The organism is Pseudobacter ginsenosidimutans (assembly GCF_007970185.1).
Classification (GTDB): Bacteria; Bacteroidota; Bacteroidia; order Chitinophagales; family Chitinophagaceae; genus Pseudobacter; species Pseudobacter ginsenosidimutans.
Map to the genome: position 1 here is coordinate 2,293,944 of NZ_CP042431.1, position 25,673 is coordinate 2,319,616.

25 protein-coding genes and 1 pseudogene are annotated in these 25,673 nt (G+C 46.3%); 12 read left to right on the plus strand and 14 right to left on the minus strand.

What is annotated here, in order from left to right:
- The first annotated feature begins 21 nt into the window (after positions 1 to 21).
- Positions 22 to 1,125, plus strand: coding sequence for a Fic family protein (locus FSB84_RS09420; protein WP_130541807.1), 1,104 nt, complete (start codon positions 22 to 24; stop codon positions 1,123 to 1,125).
- A gap of 17 nt (positions 1,126 to 1,142) precedes the next feature.
- Complete coding sequence (locus FSB84_RS09425) at positions 1,143 to 1,874, plus strand: SMI1/KNR4 family protein (protein WP_130541806.1); 732 nt, start codon at positions 1,143 to 1,145, stop codon at positions 1,872 to 1,874.
- A gap of 51 nt (positions 1,875 to 1,925) precedes the next feature.
- Here the strand turns inward: FSB84_RS09425 and FSB84_RS09430 are convergent, their stop codons facing one another.
- From FSB84_RS09430 to FSB84_RS09445, 4 genes are read right to left on the minus strand one after another with little or no spacing between them, the layout of a single operon-like run.
- Positions 1,926 to 2,864: a hypothetical protein gene (locus tag FSB84_RS09430; RefSeq protein WP_130541805.1), complete on the minus strand. Its 939-nt coding sequence runs from the start codon at positions 2,862 to 2,864 to the stop codon at positions 1,926 to 1,928.
- A 6-nt stretch (positions 2,865 to 2,870) separates the two neighbouring features.
- Positions 2,871 to 4,313, minus strand: a complete 1,443-nt coding sequence (locus FSB84_RS09435) for an MBOAT family O-acyltransferase (RefSeq protein ID WP_130541804.1) — start codon at positions 4,311 to 4,313, stop codon at positions 2,871 to 2,873.
- Positions 4,314 to 4,340: 27 nt separating this feature from the next.
- Complete coding sequence (locus tag FSB84_RS09440) at positions 4,341 to 4,586, minus strand: acyl carrier protein (protein ID WP_130541803.1); 246 nt, start codon at positions 4,584 to 4,586, stop codon at positions 4,341 to 4,343.
- 6 nt (positions 4,587 to 4,592) lie between these two features.
- A complete protein-coding gene (locus tag FSB84_RS09445; protein ID WP_130541802.1) occupies positions 4,593 to 6,332 on the minus strand; it encodes an HAD-IIIC family phosphatase in 1,740 nt (579 codons plus the stop codon).
- A 383-nt stretch (positions 6,333 to 6,715) separates the two neighbouring features.
- Here FSB84_RS09445 and FSB84_RS31395 point away from each other — a divergent pair, with 383 nt between their 5' ends.
- Complete coding sequence (locus tag FSB84_RS31395) at positions 6,716 to 6,838, plus strand: hypothetical protein (protein ID WP_262713800.1); 123 nt, start codon at positions 6,716 to 6,718, stop codon at positions 6,836 to 6,838.
- A gap of 134 nt (positions 6,839 to 6,972) precedes the next feature.
- On the opposite strand, the gene FSB84_RS09450 is transcribed toward FSB84_RS31395, so the two are convergent.
- From FSB84_RS09450 to FSB84_RS09465, 4 genes are all read right to left on the minus strand, one after another.
- A complete protein-coding gene (locus FSB84_RS09450) occupies positions 6,973 to 7,473 on the minus strand; it encodes a hypothetical protein (protein WP_130541801.1) in 501 nt (166 codons plus the stop codon).
- Between the two features lie 161 nt (positions 7,474 to 7,634).
- On the minus strand, positions 7,635 to 8,363 hold the full coding sequence (locus tag FSB84_RS09455; RefSeq protein ID WP_130541800.1) for a hypothetical protein: 729 nt from the start codon (positions 8,361 to 8,363) through the stop codon (positions 7,635 to 7,637).
- A gap of 93 nt (positions 8,364 to 8,456) precedes the next feature.
- Positions 8,457 to 10,871: a hypothetical protein gene (locus FSB84_RS09460; RefSeq protein WP_130541799.1), complete on the minus strand. Its 2,415-nt coding sequence runs from the start codon at positions 10,869 to 10,871 to the stop codon at positions 8,457 to 8,459.
- Entirely contained in the window at positions 10,837 to 11,910 is a 1,074-nt protein-coding gene (locus FSB84_RS09465; protein ID WP_130541798.1) for a hypothetical protein, read from the minus strand. The genes FSB84_RS09460 and FSB84_RS09465 overlap by 35 nt, the downstream gene beginning before the upstream one ends.
- A gap of 72 nt (positions 11,911 to 11,982) precedes the next feature.
- Here FSB84_RS09465 and FSB84_RS09470 point away from each other — a divergent pair, with 72 nt between their 5' ends.
- Positions 11,983 to 12,459 carry a YcxB family protein gene (locus tag FSB84_RS09470; RefSeq protein ID WP_130541797.1) on the plus strand — a complete coding sequence of 159 codons (477 nt, stop codon included), beginning with the start codon at positions 11,983 to 11,985 and terminating at the stop codon, positions 12,457 to 12,459.
- Positions 12,460 to 12,468: 9 nt separating this feature from the next.
- Here FSB84_RS09470 and gldB read toward each other — a convergent pair.
- Positions 12,469 to 13,511: pseudogene (gldB, locus tag FSB84_RS09475) on the minus strand (gliding motility lipoprotein GldB).
- 84 nt (positions 13,512 to 13,595) lie between these two features.
- On the opposite strand from gldB, the gene FSB84_RS09480 reads away from it, so the two are divergent.
- Positions 13,596 to 15,320, plus strand: coding sequence for an NAD+ synthase (locus FSB84_RS09480; RefSeq protein ID WP_130541795.1), 1,725 nt, complete (start codon positions 13,596 to 13,598; stop codon positions 15,318 to 15,320).
- A gap of 80 nt (positions 15,321 to 15,400) precedes the next feature.
- Here FSB84_RS09480 and FSB84_RS09485 read toward each other — a convergent pair whose 3' ends face one another.
- Positions 15,401 to 15,847, minus strand: coding sequence for a lipocalin family protein (locus FSB84_RS09485; RefSeq protein WP_130541794.1), 447 nt, complete (start codon positions 15,845 to 15,847; stop codon positions 15,401 to 15,403).
- 183 nt (positions 15,848 to 16,030) lie between these two features.
- Here FSB84_RS09485 and FSB84_RS09490 point away from each other — a divergent pair, with 183 nt between their 5' ends.
- Genes FSB84_RS09490 through rsgA form a run of 5 tightly spaced genes read left to right on the plus strand, consistent with a single transcriptional unit; the run spans position 16,031 to position 20,759 of the window.
- Complete coding sequence (locus FSB84_RS09490) at positions 16,031 to 17,032, plus strand: AAA family ATPase (protein ID WP_130541793.1); 1,002 nt, start codon at positions 16,031 to 16,033, stop codon at positions 17,030 to 17,032.
- A 9-nt stretch (positions 17,033 to 17,041) separates the two neighbouring features.
- Positions 17,042 to 17,914 (plus strand): DUF58 domain-containing protein, encoded by an 873-nt coding sequence (locus FSB84_RS09495; protein ID WP_130541792.1) that lies wholly within the window; start codon positions 17,042 to 17,044, stop codon positions 17,912 to 17,914.
- Between the two features lie 5 nt (positions 17,915 to 17,919).
- The gene (locus tag FSB84_RS09500) at positions 17,920 to 18,807 is read left to right on the plus strand and encodes a BatD family protein (RefSeq protein WP_130541791.1); all 888 of its coding nucleotides are present in this window, start codon (positions 17,920 to 17,922) and stop codon (positions 18,805 to 18,807) included.
- 2 nt (positions 18,808 to 18,809) lie between these two features.
- A complete protein-coding gene (locus tag FSB84_RS09505) occupies positions 18,810 to 19,817 on the plus strand; it encodes a vWA domain-containing protein (RefSeq protein WP_130541790.1) in 1,008 nt (335 codons plus the stop codon).
- 12 nt (positions 19,818 to 19,829) lie between these two features.
- On the plus strand, positions 19,830 to 20,759 hold the full coding sequence (rsgA, locus tag FSB84_RS09510; RefSeq protein WP_130541789.1) for a ribosome small subunit-dependent GTPase A: 930 nt from the start codon (positions 19,830 to 19,832) through the stop codon (positions 20,757 to 20,759).
- Here rsgA and FSB84_RS09515 read toward each other — a convergent pair.
- The 3 genes from FSB84_RS09515 to FSB84_RS09525 form a co-directional block, all read right to left on the minus strand.
- A complete protein-coding gene (locus FSB84_RS09515; RefSeq protein ID WP_130541788.1) occupies positions 20,756 to 21,088 on the minus strand; it encodes a hypothetical protein in 333 nt (110 codons plus the stop codon). The two genes, rsgA and FSB84_RS09515, sit on opposite strands and share 4 nt — an antisense overlap.
- 34 nt (positions 21,089 to 21,122) lie before the next feature.
- Positions 21,123 to 21,311, minus strand: coding sequence for a hypothetical protein (locus FSB84_RS09520; RefSeq protein ID WP_127129300.1), 189 nt, complete (start codon positions 21,309 to 21,311; stop codon positions 21,123 to 21,125).
- A gap of 65 nt (positions 21,312 to 21,376) precedes the next feature.
- Positions 21,377 to 21,913 carry a gamma carbonic anhydrase family protein gene (locus tag FSB84_RS09525; RefSeq protein WP_130541787.1) on the minus strand — a complete coding sequence of 179 codons (537 nt, stop codon included), beginning with the start codon at positions 21,911 to 21,913 and terminating at the stop codon, positions 21,377 to 21,379.
- A 103-nt stretch (positions 21,914 to 22,016) separates the two neighbouring features.
- Between FSB84_RS09525 and FSB84_RS09530 the strand changes: the two genes are divergently transcribed.
- Positions 22,017 to 23,201, plus strand: coding sequence for an aspartate aminotransferase family protein (locus FSB84_RS09530; RefSeq protein ID WP_225980029.1), 1,185 nt, complete (start codon positions 22,017 to 22,019; stop codon positions 23,199 to 23,201).
- Positions 23,202 to 23,435: 234 nt separating this feature from the next.
- Positions 23,436 to 24,026, plus strand: a complete 591-nt coding sequence (locus FSB84_RS09535; RefSeq protein WP_158643825.1) for a PDDEXK nuclease domain-containing protein — start codon at positions 23,436 to 23,438, stop codon at positions 24,024 to 24,026.
- A 20-nt stretch (positions 24,027 to 24,046) separates the two neighbouring features.
- On the opposite strand, the gene FSB84_RS09540 is transcribed toward FSB84_RS09535, so the two are convergent.
- On the minus strand, positions 24,047 to 25,609 hold the full coding sequence (locus FSB84_RS09540; RefSeq protein ID WP_130541784.1) for a glycerol-3-phosphate dehydrogenase/oxidase: 1,563 nt from the start codon (positions 25,607 to 25,609) through the stop codon (positions 24,047 to 24,049).
- Positions 25,610 to 25,673 lie beyond the last annotated feature (64 nt).

The window sequence follows — 25,673 nt, forward strand, 5'->3', positions numbered from 1 at the left end:
ATTATCAATTTTATTCGGCTCATGCAATACAACTGGCAATTACCCGATTGGCCCGATTTCAGGTTTGATCTTCAACAGGCAGAAGATGCGCTCCTTCAATTCGAAAGGGAAACAGGAGATGTAAGCGGCATGCTCCGGGCGATGCCAGATAATGAGGCGCAGGAGGCCATTACTCAAACATTGATTGCAGAGGCTATTAAAACATCTGCTATAGAAGGGGAATTCTTCAGCAGAAAGGATGTGGTGTCTTCTATTAAAAATCGGTTAGGCCTTAATGTTACACCGGAAAATGTTAAGGATAAGAAAGCGCAGGGAGCGGCAGAATTGGTAGTTGATGTGCGTAACAGTTATGCAGAACCACTCACTGAGGATAAATTATTCGAATGGCATAAGGCTCTCCTGAAGCAGAGCAAGCATATAAATACAGGTGCCTGGAGGAAAGATGATGAGCCGACGCAGGTGATCTCAGGAACGATTGGCCGGGAGACCATTCATTTTGAAGCCCCGCCATCGGCCCGTGTTCCTGAGGAAATGAACCGGTTTATCAATTGGTTCAATGATACAGCTCCTGGTGGAAAAAGAGAAATCAGGAATGCTCCAATACGGTCTGCGATTGCGCATCTGTATTTTGAAAGTATTCACCCCTTTGAAGATGGCAATGGACGAATTGGCAGAGCAATTGCAGAGAAAGCATTATCTCAAACTATAGGGAGACCAGTGCTGTTGAGTCTTTCCGCTACCATTGAGCGGAATAAAAAAGATTACTATGCTGCATTTGCAACTGCACAGAAAAGTAACGATATCACTGATTGGGTCATTTACTTCACCCAGGTGATACTACAAGCTCAACATGAAGCCAAAAGCATGATTGAGCTTACTTTGAGTAAAACGAAGTTTTTTGATAGATATAAAGGCAGCCTAAATGAACGTCAATTAAAAGCCATCAACAAAATGCTGGAAGCATTACCTGAAGGTTTTGAAGGTGGAATGACGGCAAAAAAATACATGAGTATCACGAGGGCCTCCAAAGCAACTGCCACCAGGGACCTGCAGGAGCTTTCTGAAAAAGGAGTATTGTTATCTCAGGGAGGAGGAAGAAGCATACACTATAACCTGAATATTTAACCGAAAACCGATCGGTCATGTCTCCACTACAGGCATTGAAGGAATTGCTGAACGATCAATTCAAATCAGAAGATGGCGAAGTATTCAAAGCTTCACCACACAAAGGACTTGGTATACCGGAGATCGATGCACTGGCGCAGCATCTGCCGGGACAAAGATTGCCGGATGAGATCGCTGAACTACTCAGGTTTGCTTCAGGATTCGATTGTGAATTCTTTGAAGAGATCAGTTTTACCAATGTTGATGGATTTGCGCTTGAACATTTCTTTCCGAATATCGTAGAGCTGACAGGTGACGGACTTGGCAATTTCTGGCTACTGGATATAGATTATCAGGGAAACTGGGGGCCTGTTTATTACACCTGCCATGATCCGGCTGTGATCATGAAGCAGGCAGAGAGTCTCACTGATTTCATTCAGCAGATCCACGGATATCTCCGGACAAATGAGGAGTCAGTATTCGGACAATTGTATGAACACAAAACTTATGAGATCTGGAAACAACCAGACGGAGGATTTATCACAGTAGAAAAAGCGAAAACATCAGGAGATAGAATCCTGAAGGAATTTGCCGATCAGCTGCCTCCGGACTACCTGATCGCCGATTTGCGGAACAAGCCTGTGGGCGCGGGTTTCGCCTGGGGGAAATATTATTCCATCATGGATAAGGAGAGCCGTTGCAAGGATCTTCCGCTCTGGGGCATCCAGCCTAAACGAAAGGGATTCTGGAGCCGGTTGTTTGGAAAATAAATGCACAAAAAAAGCCCGGAAAACCGGGCCTTCTCATTTGTATACTAAACTTTACTTTGCCGACTGTTTTGCAATGTATTCGCCAATGAATTTCTGCGTTGCCAGTTCTGCTCCCCTTTTGTTCAGGTGCCCCTTCGTTCCAAAATATTTGAAATCGTAGTTGAGGTAGTCTCCCAAATAATAGAATTCCATTCCCTCTTTTTGGCAATATGCATTGAAATCGGCGAGATGCTGTTTGGCTTCAGCAGAAGTATCTGCGCGGCCTAACGGTAATGTAAACAACACAGGAGTAATATTGTTGTCTTTACAAACCTGAATGATCTTTTTGAAGTATTTGTAACCAGATCCGGATTCTTTCAACTGGAAGTCCAGGCTCACGGTCATGGTATCTGTATTGTCGTAGTAATTGCCGTAATCGTAGCGGGATCCGCAGGTAGTATCGAAATCCGGTTTCATGTAATGCCCCCAGGTATCAGCGAAAATATGCGGGCCCCAGTAGTAATTGTATTCAGCGTATTTCCACATGGGTACATAGCGATCGAAGTACCACTTGATGCCATAGGGTTTGTAGAAACCGAAAACTTCAGGGTAGTTCATGTAGGGCATCATGCGGCCATCGGCAATATCTGCGAGCACTTCGGTATTGATAGCGCTGGGATTATCGATACAGAAGAAGAGTATTGGTGTTTTGTTCTTGTTCCTGTTGAAGAAGAGATCTGCTAATACGCTCTGTGTGCCGATGAGGCTTCCATCCAGGGAAATATTGATCCCTTTCTTTTGCAGCATACTGTCTGCAACGGCTACATCAAAGCCAACATAAGCGTGGGAAGCGCCCAGCGTCACATAATCGTAGTGCTGCTTTTGCTTCTGCATGATCCATTGGGTTTTGTACAGCATAGTGCTCTGGTATCTTTTCTCCATCCAGAAATGCAGTACAGTGGCGATCACTGCCAGTATAATCAATCCTGTGATAACATATTTGGGTCTCATGATCGCTTAGAATTGAAAGTAAATAAAGCTTTGTGCATTCTTGAAAGAACCGAAAAATACGAACAGGAGGAACATGTATCCGAACACCGCGTAGCGGAGTGTGATATTGCCCTCATATTTTTCTTTCCATTTTTCATTTCTCCAGAATTTCTCCAGGATCAGGAAATTGATCAGCACAAACACGCCTACCAGCAGTGAGTAACGGATGGCGGCGGTGAATGTGGGGAACTGGGCGATGAAATTCTCATAGTTGAAGATCCCTTTGATCACACGGAATGCGGTGGCAAAGGAATCGGCCCTGAAGAAGATCCACACAAACTGCAGGAAAAGGAAAACGAGCAATTGGCTGAGGCCATTGTTGAGCCAGAGCGGCATTTTGCTGAATGTTTTCTTTCTCCATTTCTTGGTCCAGAATTCATAGCTCATGGCGATGCCGTGCAGCAATCCCCAGATGATGAAGGGCCAGCCGGCGCCGTGCCAGAGGCCGCTGATGAAAAAGGTGAAACAGAGCCCGAATACCACGGCCCATTTGCCCCAGTCGCGGCGATTGATCACGATCGGCGTATACAGGTAATCGTTAAACCAGGTAGACAATGATATATGCCACCTGCGCCAGTAGTCGGTAATGCTTTTTGCCTGGAAGGGGTAGTTGAAGTTCTTCATCAGCGTGAAACCCATTACCCTGGCCGACCCCAATGCAATGTCCGAATAACCGGAAAAGTCGCAATAGATCTGATAGGCAAAGAAGAAGGTACCGATGAACACCCAGATGGTATTGTAACCGTAAGCGCCGCCATACATGGCATCCACCACAATGGAGAGCCTGTCTGCGATCACCACTTTCTTGAACAGTCCCCATGCCATGAGGCGAAGGCCGCTCATGACGCGGTCATAATCCCAGGTCATCTTTTGATGCATCTGGTGCAGGATATTCTGGGGCCTTTCGATAGGGCCGGCCACTAACTGCGGGTAGAACATCACGTACAGGGAATAGATACCAAAATGTCTTTCCGCTTTCTGATTGCCGCGGAATACCTCGATGGTATAGCTCATGGCCTGGAAAGTGTGGAAGCTCAAACCGATGGGCAGGATAATGGTGAGATAAGGTATCTGGTTTTCGTATCCGAAAAGATTGCAGAGACCGGTGATGTTATCGTTGATGAAGTTGTAATATTTGAAGATCGCCAGTACGCCGATATTGGCCACGAGACTGAGTACCAGGAACCGTTTCCGTAGCGCCGGCGTTTTGGCGGATTCGATCCAGATGCCTGCGTAGTAGTCGATCACGATGGTGAAGCCCAGGATCAGGATGTACTCCGGTTTAAAGAACATGTAGAATCCACAGCTCGCGATCAGCAGTAAGAGCCAGCGCCACTTATGGGACAGGCCGAAATACAGGGTAGTGACAAAAACAAAAAATATTAAAAACTCAATCGAATTGAATAACATTCATCCGGTTTAAAGGGTTTACAGATACTATGCAGCCAGTTTGCTCTTTACGGCATTGGCCATATCGCCTACATTCTTCCAGCTCTGGATCTCGGAGGCGGTGAATTTTATTTTGAAATGTTTTTCAATTGCTACTACCAGTTGGATATGATACAGACTGTCCCACTCTTCGATATCAGCCGCGGTGGTTGTTTCCGTGAGCCTGATATCCTCATTGTCCAGTACGTCCACAAAGATCTCGTTCAACTTTTCCAGAATCTGTTGCTGTTCCATATTGTGTTATTTTCTTTTGATGTATACTTTTTTATCGTTGGGGTATTGATCAACCTGGAGTGCGTAGTTATTCTCACTGGTGCTTTTGAATCCCAGTTTTGAATAATGTTCTTTCACCAGTTCATTCTTTTTGGTGGGGATGTATTCTCCGGTGATCTCTCTGAAACCTGCGTCCTGCGCCTGTTGCAGGATATTCTGCAAAGTGAATACTTCCATGCCTCTTTTCAGTACGCGGCAGCTCATGATCCAGCTATCTACAAAAAGTGTATTGTTTTCCTTTTTTTCCAGGATCACAAATGCGATCAGGCCATAATCCCCATAAATGTCTTTCAGCGAAAAGCTGAGGGTAAGATGATCCGGGGATTGCGCAATACGTCTGATATCTTCTTCAGTATATCTCACTGTACGGAGATTGAACTGGTTGCTGCGTTGCGATAACTGCGCGATGCGTGGAATAGTGAAATTATCGAAAGGTTTCACTTCACATTCCATGCCCAGGCTGGCGAGGAATTCATCTTCGTTGGCGAAGCTTTTTTGCAGGATGTTGCGATTGGCTTCTTCCTGGTATTGTTTGGTGCGTTGTTCATCCTCTTCCGTGAAACTGGCTGTTTCGAAGAGGTTGAGGGTACGCAGGTAGGGCATGTATTCTGCAGGATCTTCGGGCAGATCGGGAACAGTAATATCAGGGATATTCTGTTTTACCATTTCTCTTTCGAAAGGGTTATCGTCCAGGAAGACCATGGAATCGAAACCGATATTGAGGATGCCCTGGATATGCCGGATATTGTCAACCTTGGTTTCCCAGTTGGCAACAAAAACGGCAATGTCTTCCAGGCGTAGTTTCATATCCGGGTGACTGATGAAAGGCTCTTTGGCGATGCTTTCTGTGTTCTTGCTGCAAACGGCGATGATGATGCCACGTTTCTTGAGCTCTTTTGCCCAGAGCTGCAGATCGGTAAAAGCCTTACCCAGACCGAGGTCTCCGATCTGAATGCCTTCCATGCCGTCATCCCCGATGATGCCGCCCCAGGTGGTATTGTCGAGGTCCAGGATCAGGCATTTCTTGAAGCTGCCCGCGATGGCCTGGATCACTTTATGCAGTTGCTCAGCCAGGTCAGGGAGTATATCGATGCTGAAAACCATGTCTGCACTGATATACATTTTGGCGTCTGTGAGCTGGGCGTATCCTTTCTGCGCAACAAGTGCGGCCAGGTCTACCAGGAACAGGTTTTTGAATTCCTGTGCCAGGTCCATGAGCCCGATATTGAGCCTGCGCAACTGGTATAAGAAAGAGGAAGGTGTTTTTGTGCTGAAGTTTCCGAACACGCCATCATTGAGTTCGGGGAAAGTGTTGAAGATCACACGGGTCTTCAGCTGGCTGTTGATCTGCTGGCAGAGATTTTTCGCATAAGCAGTCTGGTTAGCGCCGAACTGTGATTTTTCTTCGCCTGAAAGGGAATAGAATTTCTTCAGCAGTTTCTCGGAACTGCGGAGGATGATCACGTAATCGGGCTTGCTTTCGTACAGTTCAGAACCCGGGTCAAAAACCTGGAGGTCTATCTGGTTGTAGTCTGCTTCAAAAATATCGTAATGGATACCTTCAGCAATGCCGTATCCTTTGAGCGCCTGGTGAATGAACTGTGAGGCGGAATCTGCCACGATAGCAACACGGATGGTCTTCAATCCATCCAGGGGCTTTTTGAGAAATTTCTTTAATGCAATAAAACTCCGGTTATCAGGTGCCATATGCTATGATTCAAATGTCGGATCACGATTATTTGTAATATCATCAACAGGAAGACCTATAGGAATTTTCTATGCTATAACTCAGGAGGATGCTGAAATATTGCAAGATTAAAGAGGTGTTGCCTGTATTAGCATTTCATGGTATAGGAGATTAATGAAAAGGCTATTCTATAGGCTATCAGCAGGCTGCGAAGATAATATATAAGATCACAAGGAACAAGGGGAGGCTTCAAATAGCAAGGTGATTGGGGTGTTTTGCCCGTATCCGGCCAGTGTTTTGCCCCAAAATGAAATTTTGGCACATTTTCTGGGTATACTGCAACTTATCTGGACAGTGTGTTTTGGTTTAACCTTTACCCTTAATAAACCCAAACCGGACGGTTATGAAAAAACTCCAATTACTGGCGCTATTAGCGCTGGTGCTATTCGCTTCCTCCTGCAATCGCTACATTACCACTTACGAAGCCGCAAATGGAAAGGCCAAATGCGGGAGGTATATTAAGTAGCTCCTTCCATACAGCAAAACCTTGGACATTAATCATTGAACCTTACTGGTACTTGTCGAATGTGGTTGACAGGTATCAATTAAAACGCGCGGCCTGAAATATGGCCACGCGTTTTTTAATGATGATCATTCACATTATTGAATGATAAAAATGCAGGGTTTATAGGTTGATGCTCCGAGGTCTTTGTAATAAAAGGAAGTAAAAAAAAGTTCAGTATTGTAAAGTTTGAAAGGTTTTGCAGGTGCTAAGTGATGATAAGGATCGCTATAGACTCCTGCAATTGTTCTTGTTAAAGTACCGTCTGGTGTAATGTTTACCACATAAGTATTGTTTCCTCGGGGCCACTTGCCTGAAACGTCAACCCATTTTCTTTTTGATTCTTCATGGGTATTGATGTTAGTTTCATTGTCATTATAAAAAATGTAAATACCTTTTGAATTGTGAAATGTGGCAATAGAGCCAGTGTAAATCTGGTAATCGTATTCTATTTGATTTACAGGAATGTGTTTTATCCAATTTATCGAATTATCTGCCGAGATACTTAAGGCATAAACGCTTTTCCCATAAGATCTGTAATAGGTGCGAAAAGAACCACTAAGCTGAGAATTTCCAGAAATCGTATAATACCTTTGCATTACGAGGTATTTAGTTCCATCCGGATTAACAATTGAATTGATTGTATTCGAAAAAGGTAATCCATTCGTTTTTAGAGCCAGCAATACAGGATCAGTAACAGTATTCCAGAAGGAAGCATTTGCCAGTTCAGTTTCTCTGATATTGGTTAGCTTTTTCTGGGTTATATTGAAATCTCCTGAAATGATGTATTTGTATTCTTCATTATTTGTTTTGGACAGAAGTCCTGTAAAGCTGATCCCTTCCTTTGTAACATTCCAGATAGTGCTTCCAATCTGACCTTCAGGAAGGTTATTGAGGTATGCGGTCTCTGCTTTCCCGGATTTTCCAGTTTATATGTAAAGGGGCGAATTGTCTTCATCTCTTTATCAAAAATCACTCCGTCAAATATTTGGTGTTTTTTTCTCGAAACAGTGTATGAAGAAATTGCGAAACCATATGCACTGTCAGCTGAATAACCTTTGTAAAAATAATCGGAGTTACTGTTTACTTTATAAACTCCAATAGGTGGTACTTTAAATTGACCTGTTTCTAAATTCAGGTCTGCAACAAATACCTGATTCTTTTTTTCAAAAAAGACCTGTGCTGAACCTGCTCCTTCAAGTATACCGAGAAAATTATTGTACTTTAATCCCTCCACTATTGCAGAATGCCGGATGTTCAGATTCTCATCATAGATGGTATATTGTGCTTTCGCAGTGTTTCTGTCTGACGAAAATACTCCATGTGGCCCAGCATAATCGAGTACAGCATAAAGGCCCGGCCCAGGCTTGATAAATTCGTGTAGATAATCCTTCCTTGTTTCTGTGAATTCTTTGAACGAAGTCAACTGTGCAGCAGAAGAGATAAAAAGGATTGTCAGAGATAATACGCTAATGATTTTCTTTTTCATATGGTTTAGGTGCTAATTTTTTCAGTTCGGCAAAATAAATAAAAAGTGCCGGCCGAAAAATTTTCAACCGGCATCTAAATACTTTCAGGCTTCTTATTTCACCTTCCTCACAAAATCCTTCAAATAGCTACAGGTGTTCACGGCTTCTTTATAAAAAGCTGTATTGCTGTATTGTTTTGCCAGCGTTGTGAAATGCGGGCTGGACATCATTTTCTTTTCCTGCGCAACTTTGGCCTTTTCGTAATCATCATAGCTGGTATTCCGCCCCCATACTGGTCCCGGGATCTGCTTTTGTTCGCACTTGGCTACCATGAAGAGGCTGCGGGCCTTGAAGTTGGGGTCCTTACTCAGCGTATATGCCTGCTGGTAATGATCCCTCGCTTTGAATACGCCATAGTATTCCTTTTCTCCGGGCTTGAGTGTGGATTGGTCTGAAGGGAAAGAAGCGCCACCGCCCCAGCCATACTGGGTGAGAATCCAGCTATTGCCCCAATAGCTCATGCCGTACATACCTTTGGCCAGTTCATAATGTAATTGCGCTTTCTTTTCAGGATCGCTGGCTTTGGCCAGGTCTCGCTCCAGTTGCATCATCTTTTGTGTGAAGCTGAGCTTGGTATATTTCTTTGTATCCTGCGGAGTAGGCGCATGTGTATCTTCTATCAGGTCTGCAAAAGGATTGGCTGTGAGATAAGTGCTATAAGGTTCCTGCGCGTAATAGGAAGCCGGGATCTTTGCGAACCATTTTTCAGCTTCGGCAAATTTGAATTCGCGGAGCAGGGCTGTGCCGGTAACATCGTTCACATCGTCTTTGTTGAAGGTATTATGGCTCACCATGAACTTTTCCAGGGTGTTTAGTTTGGAGTTGTTCATCAATGCGAACAGTTGCTGGATCTGGTCTGCAGAAAGATCATTGCGCAGCATGCTGGTAGAGCTCAGCCAAAAGCCCCATCCCTCTTTCACATAAGTTTTCTGGACCCATTCTGCTGTGCCCACGCAGAGCAGAAACTTCACCTGGTCGGCATTATTGAGCTGCTGGTAACGCGGCGCGAGGATATCGGAGAAGATCCGGCGATAGAATAACGCATAGTCATTGCTGGCAGCAGCCTTCTTTTCCAGCCATTGTAAAGAAGGGAAGATCTGATCTTCAAAATTTTTATCGATACTGGCCTGGCTGTTGATGGTCAGCAGCAGGTTGGTCATGGCCCATTGGTCCTGCAGGTGCGAAGAAAGGTTAAGCTTCTTTGCTTCATCCAGTTGCTTGCGGGCGCCTGCATAGTCTTTATTGATCAGCAGGGCATGGGCAGCGGCAACGGAGAATAATCCTTTGTTGGAAGTGCTTTTTTGTTTGGCTGCTTCCTGACAGAGAGTAACAAAGGCAGGTATTGTTGCTTTCCAGGAATTGGATGTTTTGTCTCCTTCATCACCATAATACTGACGGATGGCGAGGGGCTCTTTTTTGGCAGCTTCTGTTTCGGGGGTGAAATAATGATCTTCCAGTTTGTTCAGCTCACGGATCAGGAGAACCTCCAGCATTGGCGAGCTGGGAGCCATCTTCCGGATGGACTGAAGGGTTTTTATTTCGCTGCGGTCGCTGCCCATTGCAAAGAGGCCAAGCACATTTGCGCGCTCTTCATCGTTCTTGCAAAGGGCCAGTACTGCCTGGCGGTTCTGCTCATCGAATCTTTTCACAGACCAGTCGAAGCTCATGTAATTGGATACTCGCATCACTTCATTCCTGCTGAAGAGCTGGCTGAAGATATAAGCGCCTTCGTTTTTCTTACCGGTGCGGGAGAGTGCTCCGGCTTTGAGCGAAAGGCTCATATCCTGCAATATGCTGTTGGTAGTATTGGGTTTCACCAGTTGATCGTAGTTGAGGATGGCTTCATCATATCGGTTGGCGTAATGCGCGAGCCTTACTACCTGGTAGGCGTAGCGGAGTTTGATGAATTCATTTTTCGCAACATTGTAAAGTTGCAGCCCGTTCTTCTGGAGTTTGGCCATTTTATCCTTGTCTCTGGCAATGGGCTCCCATGCACTCCAGCTGCCTGTAACATTGGGCTCCACCTGTTTCGCATACATGATATATCCCAGAGCTTCCAGGTCTTTGCTCTTCATGAACCAGCTGGTCATTCCATTTTTTGCGATAGAGTCTGGTATCTGGAGTGGCTGGTTCTTTTCCAGATGATAATAAAGATTGGAAAGATGCTTGCGATCGTATTGCACTACAAATTCGATGGCATCTTTCTTTGAAAAGCTGTTGTTGCCATAGCCTGCCCATTCTGCAGCGGTAACATCCGAGGTGGTAACGGGTTCCTTTTCTTCATAGAGGAACTGCACATCTGTGTAGTAAAATGGCGAATATCCCTGTACGTTACTGTTGTTCCTGGAGAAGAAGCTCACATAATAATCGTAAGGATCTGAATCGCCTCCGGCGCAACCGATGATGTTGTAGGGGAAGCATAAAGCAACAGCATTAATGCAGACTAAGAAAAATAGTTTGTATTTCATGGGTTGAATAATTATCCAGCGTTATTGAATCGAGATGATAAAGTGATAAGGTCAGTTTTTCGTTCCTGATCTTTTTTTTCAGGATCCTGGCCGACCTGAGAATATCGCCAAAGTTACTATCTTCCTGTCTGATCAGGTCATCTTTGTGCAGATCATATCCCAGTAGTACCGTGTCTTTCAGCAATCGGTACGTATTTCCCTCCCTGTTAGTGAGTAGTTTATGGTCAAGGTTTTCCGTGGGCAGATTCTGAATGAGGCCAGCGTATTCATTTTTCCTGAACAGCACTTTCCAGTTGAAAATTGGAAGGGCAACATCGAGGTCAAGCGGATACTCGTGGAGATTGGTTGTATATTTTTCCATTTCTTCCGGATCCAGGATGGAGTTCTTTGTCAATGGATTTTTGAGATTGCCCATATTGTAGCACATGAGCAGTCCGCGGTCTATGGGAGGCACGCCTGTTTTGAGCTTGTATTTGCATTGGTATAGCCGGATGGTGGCTGAAAGGAGCTTTCCCTGGAAACCGGGATGTTCCTTGAGTTTTCGCAACAGCAAAAAATAGCGGTCGCGGGTGGTGGCGGTCCAGTCGCAATCGATCTGGATTTCCTTTACAGGGACCGAAGAGAGCTCTGTGGCCCTGATGGTTTCGATCAGTCCTGCAATCTGTACGGCAGTAGAGACCACGGCCACGGAGTCCAGCATCATCATAGTTTCATTGGTGATGAAAACCGTAGGCACAAGTTCTGTTTTGCCGGATGATAATAATCTGCGGGTACTGTCTCCAAATTGTACTTTGGCTGTAGGGATCGCTGTTTGTTGCGGGGCATTCCAGGCCACATCAAAAAATTTCACATAAAGTTTATCTGCTGTTTGCAGCAATATGTTCTGTTCTTTCGGATTGAGTACGGCCTGCGATTTCCAGAAATAAAATGCAGGCGTAACAATGTGATCCTGCTGTGCTCCGCTGCAACCTGCGGCCACAATGGCCAACAGCCCTGCAAGAGCGGCAATTGGCAGGTATTTACATATGGTGAAATTCATGGTTGCCCAAAAGTAAATTGTTTTTTGGGTATGATTTCCTCTCCTTACATTTACGGCCCTTAAAGTGTGCTAATGACGGTTCAATTTGGTTACGATAAAAAGCAGGTGATACAGGCATTGCGGTATCACTTCCTGATGAGGCCTGAGATCAAGATACTGCTGATCTTCATCAACGTGTTTGCCATTCTTTCCGCGATATTGTTCGCCTATAAGATCATTCAACCGGTTTCTTTTTTGATGTTCTCTGTATTGTGGTTCATCCTGATGCTGGTGATCTGGCGAGTGCTTCCCTCCAGTATCTATAAAAGGTCCAGCACGTTCAAGGACCATTTCATCATGCATTTCAACGAAAATGCGGTAACGCTGGAAACAGAGCGCGGATCTAAAGACTGGAGCTGGGAGTCTTTCAGCAAATTCATCGAGAGCCCCTATTTCTTTCATTTGTATTTCGATGCCCGTTCTTTCTTCATTATTCCCAAAGAAGCTTTTGTGGATATTGCCGATCTGCAAAAGGTAAGGCAGTGGATGAAGACCAAGATCTCCAAATAAAAAACCGGGTTAACCCGGTTTGTATTTACTCTCTTCGAATATTTTTTTGGGATCCGTTTGCAGTATTTGCTGAAGGGTAACGGATTTGTGTTTCTCCACGTATTTCCGGATGATCTGCCGGCCAACCCACATACCAATAAAGCCGGGTGATCCCTGGCCAAGCGCCTGTGTGAAAGGGCCGTCGGTTATATATTCCTTGATGAGATCAGGTTCGTTCTTGTACAGGAGTCCGTTGGTGAGGAAGAAGTTCCAGATATTCCTTCGTTTTCGATACAGCCTTTGAGTTGTTTGGCCGTGTATCCCGTGAGCAGGGAGTCTTCAGTGTAGGGTAACAGTTTTTCCAGGGCATACAATCTTTTCCCTTTTTCCACCATTTGTTCCACCAGGTTGAGGCCGCGGATCCTTTCGGGATGAATATCGTCGATGATATTCTTCATACAGTTGACAGCGATGTATTCCGGAGCGAACCGCCTGGAAACATAGGTCGGATACAATTGCTGTCCCATTTCCGAATGGTAGACCGAGAAATTGCTGCCGAGGTGGAGCTGCAGCCCCACGGCCAGACCATCCTGCGTGATCACATCTCCGTATTTGCCGAGGGAGGCTTCAAAAGCGGCGTCCATCGGGCCGATATAGGTAATGAGTTTTTCAGGAAGATGATAGGCAGGGAAATAGTATTTGACAAACTGCAGTCCTTTTTTCACTTCTTTCTCGTAGGGAGCGAAATTGCGGAACAGTTTATCTGCACTGTCTTTGATTGGTTGGTAATCTTTCAGGAAATGTTTCAATGGGAGTTCAGGACTGACCATGGCTGAATCAGCCATGGGTGCAATACCCAGGATATTCAACACATAATCGCCCAGGAATCCGCCGTACCGGGGGACGAGTTGTTGCATACTTCTTTCGATATTATTGGTATCGATAGCAAAAAAATCCTGTTCAAACCGCTGCACGGTCAGGTTCACTTTGATGTTGGAAACATCGGGCACATTCTTGTTCTTACAGGCGAAAAGCCCGGTGGCCAACAGGAGGGCGAAGGCGGTTTTCTTCATGCCAGTCAAACGTTTGTGGCAAAAATATGTTGTAAAAAGAAATCCAAAATATAAAATCCCCCGGATGGGGCTTAAATTTGAGGTATGAAGATCGCTTTAGCGCAACAGAATTATCATATCGGCAACTTTGAAGACAATACCCGGAAGATCATCGGCGCCATTCAGTACGCCAAATCCAGAGGAGCAGACCTGGTGGTATTTTCAGAATTGAGCGTTTGTGGCTATCCTCCGCGCGACCTGCTTGAGTTCAACGACTTCGTGAATGAATGCTACAAGGCAATCGATATCATCAAGGAGCATACAGACACCATCGGCGTGATCATTGGCGCTCCCCAGCGCAATCCCGAGAAAGAAGGAAAGGACCTCTTCAATGCGGCCTGGTTCCTTTATGAGAAACAGGTATTGGGTGTGGCGCAGAAAACCTGTCTGCCCACCTATGATGTATTTGATGAGAACCGTTATTTCGAGCCGGCCTACCATTGGGAAGTGGTCCGCTTCAAAGGGAAACGCATCGCACTTACCATTTGTGAAGATATCTGGAATTTGGGCGATAATCCCCTGTACCGTATCAATCCGATGGACAAACTGATTGTGCAGCATCCCGATCTCATGATCAATATTTCAGCCTCTCCTTTTGATTATGATCATGATGACGACAGGCTGGAAGTGATCCGGGCCAATGTACTCAAGTACAAATTGCCCATGTTCTATTGCAATACCATCGGCTCGCAAACCGAAGTGGTATTTGATGGAGGCAGCCTGGTGATGGATGCACAAGGCCGGGTGATCAAGGCCATGAAAGTGTTTGAGGAGGATTTCGCCATTGTGGATACAGACCAGGAGCAATCCACTGTTACTACCAAAGCTCCGGCTCCGCTGAAGCGCGCCACCACTGCCTTTGATAAGGAAATGCGCGTTTCGAAGGTGGACGATCCCGATAAGATCATAGATTATCTCACTTCTGAAAAGAATATCGGGGAGATCCACCAGGCGCTGATCCTGGGCATCCGGGATTATTTCAGGAAGATGGGATTCTCCAAAGCGATCCTCGGTTCCTCCGGTGGTATCGATAGCGCTGTGGCTTTGGCGTTAGCCTGCGAAGCGCTGGGGAAAGACAATGTCCGCGCCATCCTGATGCCCTCCGAATTTTCATCTGACCACTCTGTGTCGGATGCGGAACAACTGAGCAGGAACCTCGGCAATCCCTGCGATATCATCCCCATCAAAGATATTTACAACCAGTTCCTGACTACCCTGGAGCCGGTGTTCAAAGGATTGCCTTTTGGACTGGCTGAAGAAAATATACAGAGCCGCACGCGCGGTAACCTGCTGATGGCCATTGCCAATAAATTCGGATATATCCTGCTCAACACTTCCAATAAAAGTGAGCTGGCAACCGGTTATGGTACCCTCTACGGCGATATGGCCGGTGGTCTCAGCGTGCTGGGTGATGTATACAAAATGCAGGTGTATGCGCTGGCAGAATACATCAACCGGAACGGAGTGATCATCCCTGAAAATATCATTCACAAAGCGCCTTCGGCAGAGCTCAGGCCTGATCAGAAAGACAGCGATAGCCTTCCCGAATATCCGGTACTGGACAAAGTGCTGTATCAGTATATCGAAAGAAGACAGGGACCGAAAGAGATCATTGAAATGGGCATCGATGAAGCCCTTGTACGCAGGATCCTGAAACTGGTCAACACGGCGGAGTATAAACGAAATCAGTTCTGCCCTATCATCCGCGTCAGCAGCAAAGCTTTCGGCGTGGGAAGAAGAGTGCCTATTGTAGGAAAATATTTAAGCTAAAAAAACAGGCAGCGCTTTTGGCGCTGCCTGCGATATTTTTTCGGTTATATCAACCGGGGCTCGGTTCGTTGAATATAATATTAGCGCTTAAGGATCACCGTGTAAGTAATGGTATTGCCTCCCTCAGACATTGTCAGTGAAAGAACCAGCTGGCTCTTGGTCAGGCTGACTACTTCGAAGTCTCCGTAGATAAAGAAGGCAGAAGTTTCCAGTGTGATCTTGTTACCGTTGAGACTCCATTCTGTAGTCTCATCATTTTCACATTTTTTTCCTTCGTCAACAACTTTGAACACGTTGTTGGCCAGCAATTGATAAACATCGTCCTTCTCGCATTCTTCGAATTCAGACAATATGGACTCTTCACCAACTCCGCTAACCTTCATTTTCAGGTCAGCCAGCTTGTAGTTGCCGATCAGGTTTTCTGCATTTACAGCAAGTTTGTCGTCGTCTTTGTCTTTCTTACAGGAGGAGAATACGGATAAGGTCACGAAGGCCAGGAGAGTCAGCCTCAGCATGTGTTTTTTCATATTTGGGGTTTTAAATGACTCGGGGTTTCACTACAAACTGTAAATGCCGGTATTTATTGTGTTTCGGCTGAACTATAAATTATCTCATTCCCGGCCTCCGGCCATCAAGTTGGCAAGCATATTGCAACTGCATTTCGCGTAATTTTATATCTTGTTATCATTCATTCATGCTAAACCCGGTTTATGGTATTAACAGCCGATGATATTCGCCAGCTCAATGAGAAGATCCAGTCTCACAGTTCATTTATTGACCGTCTCCGGGACGAAACAGCCCGTGTGATCGTAGGCCAGCACCATATGCTGGACAGGCTGCTGATCGGCCTGCTCTGCAATGGGCATATCCTCCTGGAAGGGGTGCCCGGTCTGGCAAAGACCCTTACCATAAAAAGCCTTTCTCAGGCAGTACAGGCCAAATTCAGCCGGATCCAGTTCACGCCCGATCTGCTGCCGGCAGATGTGATCGGTACCATGATCTATAACCAGCAGCAGCATGAATTCATCGTGAGAAAAGGCCCCATCTTCGCCAATTTCGTTCTCGCGGATGAGATCAACCGCGCACCGGCAAAGGTTCAGAGCGCTCTCCTGGAAGCCATGCAGGAAAAACAGGTGACCATCGGCGATACCACCTACAAACTGGATGAGCCATTCCTTGTACTGGCTACCCAGAATCCACTGGAACAGGAAGGAACTTATCCGCTTCCTGAAGCGCAGCAGGACCGCTTCCTCATGAAAGTGATTGTGGAATATCCTACAAAAGAAGAAGAACAACTCATCATACGTCAGAATGTGCAGGGGCTGAAAGGACCACAGATCTCACCCGTGGTGACCATGCAGGAGATCATGCAGGCACGCGACCTGGTAAGGCAGGTGTACATGGATGAAAAAGTGGAACAATACATTTTAGACATCGTGTTTGCTACCCGTTATCCTGAACAATACAAACTTGACAAACTGAAGCCGCTGATCTCATATGGAGGATCGCCACGCGCCAGCATCAACCTGGCAATGGCAGGCAAAGCACATGCCTTCCTGAACAAACGCGGCTATGTGATACCGGAAGATATCCGTAGTATTTCGAAAGATGTATTGCGTCATCGTATCGGCCTCACGTATGAAGCAGAAGCAGAGAACGTGAACGTAGTGGATGTGGTGGATGATATTCTCCGCGCTATCCAGGTACCTTAATCCCAACTCATGCTCACAACAACCGAGATATTAAAAAAAGTAAGAGAGCTCGAGATCAAAAGCAAAAGGCTCACCCGGCATATTTTCACCGGTGAATACCACAGCGCTTTCAAGGGAAGGGGTATGCATTTCAAGGAAGTGCGCGAATACCAGGCCGGCGATGATCCGCGCTTCATAGACTGGAACGTATCCGCGCGTTTCAATCATCCTTTCAGTAAAATGTTCGAGGAAGAACGTGAGCTTACCGTAATGCTGATAGTTGATGTAAGCGCCAGTTCCCTCTTCGGCACTACACATGCACGTAAGAAAGACCTGATCACGGAAATCGGCGCCGTGCTTGCCTTTTCGGCCATCAGCAATAATGATAAGGTGGGACTGATCTTCTTCAGCGATAAAGTGGAAAAGATGATCCCGCCGAAAAAAGGAAGGGATCATGTACTCTACATGGTTCGTGAATTGCTGTCTATGCAACCCAAACAAAAAGGCACCAACCTGGGAGAAGCGCTCCGCCGCTTCACCAATTCCACCCGCCAGCAATGCATCGCCTTTTTGCTGAGCGATTTCCTGGATACCGGTTTCAACGATGCTCTCAAAGTAGCAGGCCGCAAACACGATCTTATCGGCATCAAGATATACGACAAGATGGAAATGCAATTGCCGGATGCAGGAATGATGCTGGCGGAAGATGCAGAAACCGGACAGCAGTTCTATGTTGATACCAGCGATTTCCTGGTCAGACAAAAACATCAGTCCGGATTTTTCCGTCATACAGAATATTGCAAGCAGGTATTCACTCAGGCCGGCTGCGATCTCCTGCATATACGCACGGATGAGGACTATGTGAAAGTGTTACAAAAATTCTTTATCGGCAGAAATAAATAGGATACATGAAAACAGCTTTGCTGTGGTTTATTGCACTATTCAGTACCCTGGGTTTGAATGCGCAGGTATTGGTAAAAGCTTCAGTAGATAAGGATGCCATCCTCATCGGCGAGCCGGTGAAGTTATTGCTGGATGCAAGGATGCCGCTCGGCGCCCAGATCAGCTGGTTCACGCTGGATTCCATTCCTGCTTTCGAGTTTTTGGAAAAAGGAAAAGTAGACACTATTGAAGGTGTGGATGGTAAAAAGATCCAACAGGTAGTTACCATTACCAGTTACGATAGTGGCTACCGCGTAATACCTCCGCTCACCCTCAAAGTTGGAAATACTATATATGCCACGGACTCCATCGGCATCAATGTGTCTTATACGCCTTACAATCCAGATGCAGATTACAGGGATATCAAAGAGATCATAGAAGTACCGAACCCATCTGCAGGAGCCATCCCCTGGATCATCGGTGTTGTTACCCTCTTGTCTCTGATTGCCATCGTCTGGTTACTGATGGCTAAGAAAAAGAAAGACATTCCCATTGCAGAAAAAGTACCGGAGCTAACTCCCTACGAAGAAGCGCTCAACGCGCTGGATGCCCTGAAACAAAAAGGATGGCCGGCGCCGGCAGAAAGTAAATTCTTCTATACACAATTGAACGATGTATTGCGGGTGTTCGTGATGCGCAAATTACGGATATCCTCACTCGAAAAAACCAATGACGAGCTCACCAGGGCCCTGGTTACTTTAAAGCCGGATGCTGAACAGTTCACCCAATTGGCGCAGGCCCTCCAGATCGCAGACTTTGTGAAGTTTGCAAAATACACACCCGGAGATACAGAAAATGAGCAGAACTTCAACAGCATCCGTTCTGCTATTACAACACTCAATAATCTTACCTGACCTTGCTTTATAACTGGTTCCAAAATATCACATTTGCCCATCCCTGGTTCTTTGCCTTGCTGGCAGTACTGCCGGCAATGATCTGGTGGTACCTGAAGAAGGCCGGCAAATATCAGGCAACGGTGCTGTTGTCAACAACAGACAGTTTCAAACAGGGCTCTTCATGGAAAAATCTTTTCAGGCATTCGCTCTTCATTTGCCGTTGCCTGGCAGTGGTATGCCTCATTATCGCATTGGCGAGACCGCAAACCCGTTTTGATGAAGAACTGAAAACAGGACAGGGCATCGATATCATTCTTTGTATGGATGTAAGTGGCAGCATGTTTGCGCAGGACCTCTTGCCCAACAGGCTGGAATCGGCCAAGCAGGTGGCTGCGGATTTCGTGGACAGCCGCGTTACAGACCGCGTTGGTGTGGTGATCTTCTCGGGCGAAAGCTTTACACTGGTTCCGCTTACTACAGATAAGGAAGTGCTGAAAAACGCTATCTATAATATCCAGCTTGGCGCATTGGAAGATGGTACCGCCATCGGTGATGGATTAGGCATCAGCGTAGCAAGACTGAAAGATTCCAAAACAAAATCGAAAGTGATCATTCTGCTCACAGATGGCGAAGACCAGGGCGGAAGGATCAGCCCGCTCGAAGGCAAAGACCTGGCCCGCACCTACGGCATTCGCGTATACACGATCGGTGTGGGTACTGATGGATATGCACCCGTACCTATCCCCGATGAAACCGGCAGGGTGGTTACACGCCAGCAGAAAGTGAATATCGATGAGAAGCTGCTGAGGCTGATCGCGGAGCAAACCGGGGGCCTGTATTTCCGTGCCCGCGACAATGAAAGTCTGAAGGGTATTTACAGGGAAATTGATCAGCTGGAGAAGTCGAAGATCGAAGTTACTACCTTCCGCAGGTATACTGAGCGTTTTCATCCCTTTGCGATTGCCGCCGCTGCATTACTTTTGCTGGAAATGGCATTGCGGTTTACCCTGTTCAGGAAATTTCCGTAGTGTAATACCAATATGAAAGCAACGGTCTACAAATCAACAGGAAGCTGGTACGTGGTGAAAGCGGAAGATGGCCGTTTTTACAATGCGCGTATCAAGGGAGTTTTCAAGATAGATGATATCACGTCCACCAACCCGATTGCGGTAGGTGATATTGTTGGCATCAGTCCTGAGCCCGGTACCGATAACAGCGCCATGATCGATGAGATCACTCCCCGGAAAAATTATATCAACCGTCAGTCACCTTCCCACCGGAAACAACATCATATCGTAGCAGCCAATCTGGATCAGAGCCTGCTGTTTGCCACGCTCAAAGACCCTAAGACCTCACAGGGATTCATCGACCGCTTCCTGGTCACCTGTGAAGCCTATCATGTTCCCGCTATCATTGTTTTCAATAAAGCCGATCTCTACAGAAAAAAGGAGGAAGAAAGGCTTGAGGAACTATCGGAGATGTACACGCGAATTGGATACAAGGTGGTATCGATGTCCGTTGCGCAGAACAAGGGCGTTGTAGAGGTGAAGGAATTGCTGAAAGATAAGATCACGCTCATGAGCGGGCATTCCGGCGTAGGTAAATCATCTTTCCTGAATTCCATTTTTCCTGAGCTGGGTCTGAAAACCCAGGACGTGAGCGGCTGGAGCGGAAAGGGGATGCACACTACCACATTTGCAGAAATGTTCGATCTGCCTTTTGGTGGTAGCGTGATCGATACGCCCGGTGTACGTGAGTTTGGTCTTGTTGATATTTCAAAACAAGAACTCTCCCATTATTATCCTGAGATGGCAAAGCTGATCACAGAATGTCAGTTCAATAACTGTCTGCACGTAAATGAGCCCGGCTGCGCTGTGAAAACAGCGGTGGAGGAAACGGGCGAAGTAGCGGTAGACAGGTATGTGAGCTATCTGAACATCCTGGGCTCCATCGATGAAAAGAATTACTAGGCTACATATCTTTTGAAATGATGCACCTGTAATTTTTTCTCCAGGAAGGAAGCCACTTCCACTACTGCATCATTTTCTTTCCGCTGCGCTTCACGGAATTTGAATGGATAGATGGTTACGCCCGTATAGATATTGTAATGAAGGGTGAGGGCGAATCCCTTGTAATGGAAATCCCAGTAACTGCTGTCTGGACTATCTGATTTTTGGGAGAACTGAATATCGAGATCATCTGTAAGGATGCCGGCTATTTCATAGAATCGGTTATAGCCACAATCATCATCAATAATAGCTTCGGTGCAGCCGAAGTCGGTACGAAGTGCGAGGCTCATACGGTACGGATTTAGGTGAACAGGGACCCTGTGCTTATGATTTGAACTTCTTGGCCTTTGGCAGTTTTTCTCCGCTAAGGATCCGTTCGGCGCCGGCATTCTTGCTATTGGCAGGGCAACCGTATTTGGGGCCGAACACACTATTCCAGAGCTTACAGGAGGAACTGCCTGAAACTATCAGGAAGCTGGCTGTGATCAATACGATCGAACGGATGGTTTTCATAAGCGATAACTTCTTCCGGTTAAACGATTTCAAACTAAGAATATTATTTCACCGGGTCAATAGTTCTACCCATTTTCACCGGTTACCTGGTCCCTGAACCAGGCTGCATACCGTACGTAATTGTTTGCTATTCTGTCTATTTCGCCGTGAATTTGAGATGCGTCAATATCTTTTACTTTTTTTGCGGGAACGCCTGCCCAAATGGTGCCTGAGGGTACTTCCGTGCCTTCCAGCACAACGGCTCCGGCTGCAATGATACTGTTGCTGCCGATCTTCGCATTGTCCATCACAATAGCTCCCATTCCGATCAGTACATTGTCGTCGATAGTGCAACCATGAACAATGGCATTGTGGCCGATCGAAACATTGTTACCGATGATGGTCTTTGTTTTTTTGTAAGTGCAGTGGATCACGGCACCGTCCTGTATATTCACTTTATTACCCATGCGGATGCTGTTCACATCTCCTCTCACTACGGCATTGAACCAAACACTTCCTTCATCGCCCATCACTACATCTCCTACGATGGTGGCATTGGGGGCTATAAAACAATTTTGTCCGAACTGCGGATAAACTCCGTCTACATGTAAGATTAGTGGCATGCAACAAATATCCTGAATTTTCGCCAGTTGAAGGAATTCTGTTCAAGTGCCGGAATTTGGTTTTATTTGTACTTATAAGTATATCAGTATGAATCAAAGGGAAATGTTCTTAAGGCATGTGGCGCAGACCTCCCCGGCTCCGCTGGCGCTCGAAATTGTGAAGGCTGAAGGAAGCATCCTCACCGATGCCAAAGGCAGGGAGTATATCGATCTGATAGCAGGTATCAGTGTGTGTAATATCGGTCACCGTCACCCGAAAGTGGTGAAGGCCATCAAACAACAGGCAGATGAATACCTGCACCTGCTGGTGTATGGTGAGCTGGTGGAAACTCCGCAGGTGGAATACGCAAAACTGCTCACCGATCATCTTCACAATTCCTTAAACTCAGTATACTTCACCAACTCCGGAGCGGAAGCGGTGGAAGGAGCAATGAAGCTCGCCAAGCGCGCTACCGGCAGAACACAGATCATTGCATTCAACCAGAGCTATCATGGTTCCACCCAGGGCGCGTTGAGTATTATCGGAGACGAATATTTCCGGAATGCATTCCGTCCATTATTGCCGGATGTGTTGCATATGGATTACAATGATTATGATGCTATCGAAGCCATCAGCAACCGCACAGCTTGTGTGATTGCTGAAAGTGTGCAGGCGGAGCGCGGCATTTATGCACCTACCAAAGAATGGATGAAAGCATTGGCGCAAAAATGTAAGGAAACAGGAACATTGCTGATCCTTGATGAGATACAAACCGGTTTCGGAAGAACGGGAACACTCTGGGGATACCAGCAATTCAAGGTGGTGCCGGATATTGTGTTACTGGGAAAAGCCCTTGGCGGCGGGATGCCGTTGGGAGCTTTCGTTGCCAATCGTAAGCTGATGAATCACCTTACAGCAGATCCTGTATTGGGGCATATCACTACTTTCGGCGGACACCCCGTTTGCTGTGCTGCAGGATTGGCGGCCATGAAAGTATTGCTTAAACGCGGTATCATGGAGAAAGTGCAGGAGAAGGAAATGTTATTTCATAACCTGCTCCATCACCCGAAGATCAAAGCTGTAAGAAGTTGTGGTTTGATGATGGCAGTGGAGTTCGATAGTTTCGAGACCAATAAGAAAGTAATTGATGCTTGCATCAACAGAAAGAAAGGCCAGAGACGGGTGCTGACAGATTGGTTCTTGTTTGCTCCGCAGTGTTTACGAATAGTGCCACCACTAACGATCAGCAACAAAGAGATCAGGGAAGCATGTGAGATAATACTCGAAGCCGTAGATAAAATTAAATGAGTTAGGATCCCCGGTTAAGCCGGGGATCTTTGTTTTGAGGAATGTATTAAGTGAAAGTGGAGGAGAATGATTTTGAGGATTTCAAAGAGATAATATTTATTCTCTTACATATTATGATTCAGGTTAAACTAAATTGTTCAGTCACTGACTGAACAATTTTACCTGACCTATCCTCAGATTGCCAGCAAAGTACAAGGTTATTCAAATTTGGTTGATGAAAATTTTGCAGACCGTTTGCCATCAGTTCAAATTGACGGCCTTGATTTAACTTCTCCCGATCAACTGGTTAATCGCCTCTCTTTCACCCATCTCGTTGAGCTCATCAAACAAGATCAACCACTCAAGCGCCTCTTCTATGAAACCATGTCTATCAGCAACAACTGGTCTGTACGTGAATTGCAACGCGCCATCTCCAGCATGCTTTATGAACGTACGGGACTAAGCGAAGACAAGCAAGCTGTTCTCGAAAGCCATCAAAAAGGAAGCGGCACAAGACCCGAAGATTTTCTTCGCAATCCCTACGTTCTGGAATTTCTCAACATCAAAACCAAAGCGATACTGGAAGAATCAGACCTTGAAGGAGAGATCATCAGTCAGCTCCAGAGCTTCCTGCTTGAAATGGGCAAAGGATTCTGCTTTGAAGAAAGACAAAAGCGCATCACTTTCGATAACACACATTACCGGATCGATCTGGTGTTTTATCATCGCATCCTCAAATGCCATGTCAAAAGGTTTTCGTTTCAAAATATCTCACCAGCCTTCCCAGTGAAGAACAACTACAGCAGCTCATTCGCTGCGAGCAGGAAAAAGCGCTGTAATTGCTAACTGACTTCGCCTCACCCTGCTCATATCGCTTCCGGTAAATAATTTGCTACTATTTTCTTAAATGCCTCCAGCTCCTTCTTTATCCAGTTTTCATCTTTTCCTGTCAGGTCTGCTATCAGGGCGGCCACTACAGGAGCTGCTTCCAATGCTGCCTTCGCGTCCAATAAGATTGCCCTCGTTCTCCTGCTGAGAATATCTTCAACAGTAACAGCCCATTCTTCTTTCACTCCCCACACTACCATGGCTTTTGTGTAAGGCAATGCCGGATGGATCAGTTCAGTCAGGGAAGGATCGGATTCCACCAGTTTATCGATGCCGCTGATATCTGTACCATAGTAATAGTCATCAGTGTTGAAGTTAGTGGTGGGTTGTGCACCGTGAATGTTCAGCGATGCGGTTACACATTCACGATAGGGAAGCTGTGCATTCACCGCGGCAGTGTTCACAGTATCTTCTGCCATCTTTCTATAAGTGGTCCACTTACCACCCAGAATACTTACGAGGCCCGATGCAGAAACGGTGACCTGGTGATCGCGGGAGATCTCTGCTGTTTTCTTTGCACTGCTTTTCACAAGCGGGCGTAAACCTGCAAAAACGCTTTTTATGTCCGTACGGGTTGGGTCTTTGGTCAGATAGCGCGCGGCATGATGCAGGATGAAATCAACTTCCTCCTTCAACGCTACGGGTTCCGGAGAGATATGATCAACCGGTGTATCAGTAGTACCCACGATGATCTTGTTATGCCAGGGAACAGCAAAGAGTACGCGGCCATCATCTGTATGCGGTATCATGATGGCGGCTTCGCCTGGAAGAAAAGATTTGTCGAGCACGAGGTGTATTCCCTGGCTGGGCGAAATACTGGCGGGCCTGGAAGGATCATCCATATGCTGAACAGCATCGGAGAAAACGCCGGTAGCATTGATCACTACTTTCGCCTGCACTTCATATTCTTTGCCGCTGAGTTGATCTTTTACCTGCACACCAACAATATGATCATTGGTTTTGAGAAAACCGGTAACGCTGCAATAATTGAGAATGGTAGCGCCTGCTCCTGCGGCTGTCTGCGCAAGGTTTACGGCCAGCCGCGCATCGTCGAACTGACCATCATGATAGAGCACGCCACCGCGTAATCCCTCCGTATCCAGCGTGGGCGCCAGTTTCAGCACTTCTTCGGTACTGAGCCATTCGGAAGTTCCCAGTCCGAGGCTGCCGCTCATCCAGTCGTACACTTTCAAACCGAATCCGTAGTATGGACCTTCCCACCATTTGTAATTGGGAACAATGAAGGACTGATTCTTTACCAGGTGCGGTGCATTCTGTTTGAGTAGTCCTCTTTCGCGAAGCGCATCCATTACCAGTTTGATATTTCCCTGCTGCAGGTAGCGCACACCGCCATGCACCAGTTTCGTGCTGCGGCTGCTGGTGCCCTTGGCAAAATCATACTGTTCGAAAAGAATAGTGGAATATCCTCTGGAGGCTGCATCCACAGCGGCCCCCAGCCCGGAAGCCCCGCCTCCTATGATCACTATGTCCCATACGCCATTGAATTGCTCCAGTTGTTCAAGGTGTATTGTTCTGTTCATTTGCTGATCAATTATTTTGTTTGAAAAAATGCCGTTCATAACAAATCATACAGGGCCCGGAGAA